Below are 4261 nucleotides of genomic sequence, written 5' to 3' on the forward strand. Positions count from 1 at the left end.
CAAAGCCGAAAATTCACCCAATGAATGCCCGGCAACCATATCCGGCTTAAAATCTTTTCCCATCATCTTACCCAATATTACAGAATGTAAGAAAATAGCAGGCTGCGTAACTTTGGTTTCTTTTAAATCATCAGCGGAACCCTCAAACATAATATCCGTTATGTTAAATCCAAGTATATCATTAGCCTTTTCAAATAGTTCCTGAGCCTGGCTGTATTTTTCATACATATCGAGTCCCATTCCGGGAAATTGAGCCCCTTGTCCGGGAAAAATAAATGCATTCATTATAGTCTGTTTTTTGAGTGTATAAAAATAATGATAATTGCGCTCTTAAAACTAATTTTCTTTAAACCACCCGGAATATTTTACATAATTATTAGCTATGCGGTCTATCTCCCCTGAACTTAATTCCACGCTGATATCTTTAATCTTTTTCGCGGGCATCCCGGCAAAAACAGATCCCTCTGGAATATGGGTCCCGGCAGTCACAACAGCTCCGGCAGCTATAATGCTGTTGCTTTCTACCACACAATTGTCCATTACTATACTGCCCATGCCTATTAAGACATTATCCTTTATGGTGCAACCATGCACCAGGGCATTATGGCCTATTGATACGTTGTTACCTATTGTAGTTGCCGATTTTTGATATGTGCCGTGAATAACCACCCCATCCTGGACATTTACCTTATTCCCCATCGTAATACTATTTACATCACCCCTTACAACAGCATTGAACCAAATGCTGCACTGATCGCCCATAGTAACTTCTCCCACAATAGTAGCATTTTCAGCGATAAAACAATCCTCACCTATCTGAGGTGTTTTTCCATTAACGGTTTTAATGATCATATCAATTTGTATTCTTTAGGTTTTGTTTATAGCCCTGAAAGTTATTCAAAATACGATAATAATTGTCTCTTCTTAGAAGCAGAAACCAATAATTCTTTTCCATTAGATACGATTACACTGCCTCCTTTACCTTTTCTATATTTTATCACCTCATTTACATTTACAAGGTAGGACTTATGGATTCGGGCAAATGGGTAATCGGCAAGAGCTTCTTCAAAATATTTTAAGGTCTTGCTTACGAGTAATTTCTTGTTTTCCAGATAAATTTCAGTGTAATTATCGTCAGCCTTGCAATAGAGGATATCAGAAACATTTAATACCTGAAAACCATCTTGCTGGGGTAAGGTAATTTTGCCTTCAGCCTTAGTCATTTTTGACTTTAGAATCTTATCCTCCATTGCATTTTCTTTTTCTTTTATTTCAGCAACATAAGAAACGGCCTTAATAAGTTCGTCAATATTTATTGGCTTCATTAAATAATAGGCCGCATGATTGTTTAATGCTTCCAAGGCATAAGAATTATAAGCGGTTACAAAAACAGTTTCGAAAGATCTATCAGGTAATTGATCCAGCAAATCGAAGGCATTTCCAAAAGGCATTTCTACATCAAGAAAAACAAGATCGGGCTTAGTTTTTGCAATTAGTTCTATACCATCCCTGACACTTGCCGCCTCGCCTAAAACATCTACATTTTTACAATATTTTGCCAGGTAGTTACGCAATATTTCCCTGCTGCTACTTTCGTCTTCAACAATGACTGCTTTTAGTATCATACCACCTTTCTTAAGGTTAAAATTACCTGAGTGCCTGTGGCATCATTATTTAGGTCTTTGACAGAAACAGATACTTTGTCTTTGTACATAGTATTGAGAATCGCAATCCGTTTTTTGATGTTTCCCATCCCCTTAGAATTTTGGGTTTTCTGATTTTTTGTTTTTAACTCCTTAGACTTTTTTCTTCCAATCCCATTGTCGGTAATCCGGATTTCAATAAGATCTGTTTCTTTTTGCACGAGTTCAATGCTTAAGGTTCCCTTCTCCTCTTTATATCGAAGTCCGTGCCAAATTGCATTTTCTATATAGGGCTGGAGCAGCATAGGAGGTATCTGAAACGCCTCCGCATCAATTTGCTCATCAATATTTATAGCATAATCAAACTTCTCAGTAAAACGAGAATGTTCTAATTTCACATAAAGTTCTATCAGCTCCAATTCTCTTGAAAGTGAAATAACATCTTCTTCAGAATTTTCTAGCACAGCCCTCATTAAGGTAGAGAACTCACTTAAATACCGATTAGCACTGCGTTCGTCATTTTTAGCAATGTAATTGTTTACAGAATTCAGGGCGTTAAAGATAAAGTGCGGATTCATTTGTGAGCGCAAAGACTTTAGCGCCAATAAGTTATTAGCCAGCTGTTGCTGTTTATTACTCCGGTAAAAAAAGTAGGCGGCCAGAGCGGTAAGCAATATCCCGAAAATAAGCGAATAAATTATCCATTTTTGTTTTTTATTACTTTCAAGGGCCAGCTGTTGTTCTGTTAGTGCCAGATCGTACTTACTCTGAGAAAGCTCCCTTTCTTTTTCCAGACCCGTAATTCTGCTTTGTCCGGTTGCAATTTCCCTACTCAATCTTGAGGCTTGTGAAATCTCCTGTTCTTTTCTGAGATAAAGTGTATCTACTATAGCAACATAGCTCTGATAGGTTTCAAAGGCTTTTGAAAAATCACCTTTATCCCTGTAGACCTCAGAAAGTTTACGTGTAGCATCTTTTTGAATAACTAGATCATTTTCATTATTCGCTTCCTTTATACTCTCCTCCAAATAGGGTATAGCTTCATCATATTTATCCTGAGCCACATAGGCATTGGCAATTTTGTAATTAATACTTTGTGCTGTAATGGAATCTGCTTCAATTGGAGTTCTGGCTGACTTGGCAGCAGTCCTGGGCAGTGACTGCAATTCATTCAGGCTCTTTTTCCTTAGCTTAATTTCATCGTCATACTGATTTTTCTTATTGTAAAAATCAGCAACTTTTTCCTTTTCCCGAATAGCTCTTTGAGGGGCCTGCTGACTTGAAAGTTCTAATGAATTACCGTAATAACTTTCGGCTTCTTCCAGCCGGTTATCCCGGGCATATGCATCTGCGATCTTAGAATTTAAATCGGGAATTTTTGGATTAACCTGATTCTTATTGGCAACTTTTAAACCTTCCTGATAATAGGCTATTGCTTTTTGGGTTTCACCTAATCCCTTATAAACATCCCCCAACGACTCATATAACTCAATTTTTTGAAAGGGCACCACACCATTTACCTCCTCAAGAGGATGAAGTTCTGAAGCCGCATTTTTATAATCGCGTGTTTGGATGTAAGCCTTTCCTAGTAATAAAGCTGTCCTGAAGGTTTTATAGGCTTCCTGTGCATCCTTAAAATTAGAAATAGCCAAATCGTATTGCCTGTGATATTCATAGACCTCCCCGAGGTTTGTTAGGGCAAGGGCGAGTTCTTTTTTTTCCGGGTTTTTACCAAGACTACCTATTGCCTGTGCAATGAAATCAATGCTTTTAGCGATATCCCCTTTCTTGTAGAATTTCGCGGAATCTAAAGAAACCCGATAGGAATCCTCAGTCCTCTTTTGTGTCTGAGAGAAGCCCATAAAAAGGACAAGATTAAAAACCAGAAACAGGATTCTATTCTTTTGCATGATTTGCTTTTATAAGGATAAACTTACTTGATTTATACGGTATTAAAAAATACCCTTATTTCAAATTGTGCTCTGTTTATCCCTTAATAACAGGCTTTACGCAATCATTGTACCATTTCACTCACTTAGAGGTTCATTTCCCTCATTCCTTATTTTTTGTGAAAAAGTTCAGACCTACATTTAACCAATATTTCTAATTAAAAAAAATACATTATGAAAAATTTAAAGCACATTTTAAGCATTATATTAATAAGTTGGAGTCTTGGAACAGCATTGGGGTATGCCTCCAGTAGCAAGGAGGAAAGAAATAACTCTGAGGGGGAAAAATTTTTGATTTACAAAAAAGATAAAGACAACAATATTGTGAAAATCGCACTATTGCTGGATACCAGTAATAGTATGGATGGATTAATTAATCAGGCCAAAGCACAACTATGGGATATTGTAAATCAATTCTCGTATGCTAAATGTGGAAGTGGGCACAGGCCTGCTTTGCAAATTGCGCTTTACCAATATGGAAATGACGGCCTATCTTCAAAAGAAGGCTATATTCAACAGGTTATTGGATTTAGTAGTGACCTGGACGAGATTTCTGAAAAACTTTTTTCCCTCAGCACAAATGGCGGGGAAGAATATTGCGGGGAAGTTATTCAGACTTCATTACGTCAGTTAGACTGGGGAAAGAATCCTGATAACTTAAAAATGATC

5 protein-coding genes are annotated in these 4261 nt (G+C 37.2%); 1 reads left to right on the plus strand and 4 read right to left on the minus strand.

All coding sequences use genetic code 11. From position 1 onward, the window contains the following. The 4 genes from Q0X89_RS02020 to Q0X89_RS02035 form a co-directional block, all read right to left on the minus strand. Nucleotides 1-285 (minus strand): ACP S-malonyltransferase (locus Q0X89_RS02020; protein ID WP_297690939.1); only part of this gene is annotated, 285 nt, incomplete at its 3' end. 51 nt (nt 286-336) lie between these two features. Continuing rightward, nucleotides 337-852 carry a gamma carbonic anhydrase family protein gene (locus Q0X89_RS02025; RefSeq protein ID WP_297690940.1) on the minus strand — a complete coding sequence of 172 codons (516 nt, stop codon included), beginning with the start codon at nt 850-852 and terminating at the stop codon, nt 337-339. A 41-nt stretch (nt 853-893) separates the two neighbouring features. Continuing rightward, nucleotides 894-1625, minus strand: a complete 732-nt coding sequence (locus Q0X89_RS02030) for a LytTR family DNA-binding domain-containing protein (RefSeq protein ID WP_297690941.1) — start codon at nt 1623-1625, stop codon at nt 894-896. After that, nucleotides 1622-3553 carry a histidine kinase gene (locus Q0X89_RS02035; protein ID WP_297690942.1) on the minus strand — a complete coding sequence of 644 codons (1932 nt, stop codon included), beginning with the start codon at nt 3551-3553 and terminating at the stop codon, nt 1622-1624. The genes Q0X89_RS02030 and Q0X89_RS02035 overlap by 4 nt, the downstream gene beginning before the upstream one ends. Nucleotides 3554-3766: 213 nt before the next feature. Between Q0X89_RS02035 and Q0X89_RS02040 the strand changes: the two genes are divergently transcribed. Beyond that, nucleotides 3767-4261, plus strand: a 495-nt coding sequence (locus tag Q0X89_RS02040; RefSeq protein ID WP_297690943.1) for a vWA domain-containing protein, incomplete at its 3' end; no start/stop codon positions are given.

The organism is uncultured Eudoraea sp., from assembly GCF_947258525.1.
Taxonomy (GTDB): Bacteria; Bacteroidota; Bacteroidia; order Flavobacteriales; family Flavobacteriaceae; genus Eudoraea.

Bases quoted from the DNA above. Each gene is read 5' to 3' on its own strand.
- Q0X89_RS02035 (WP_297690942.1), bottom strand. From the start codon at position 3,553: ATGCAAAAGAATAGAATCCTGTTTCTGGTTTTTAATCTTGTCCTTTTT.
- Q0X89_RS02025 (WP_297690940.1), bottom strand. From the start codon at position 852: ATGATCATTAAAACCGTTAATGGAAAAACACCTCAGATAGGTGAGGAT.
- Q0X89_RS02030 (WP_297690941.1), bottom strand. From the start codon at position 1,625: ATGATACTAAAAGCAGTCATTGTTGAAGACGAAAGTAGCAGCAGGGAA.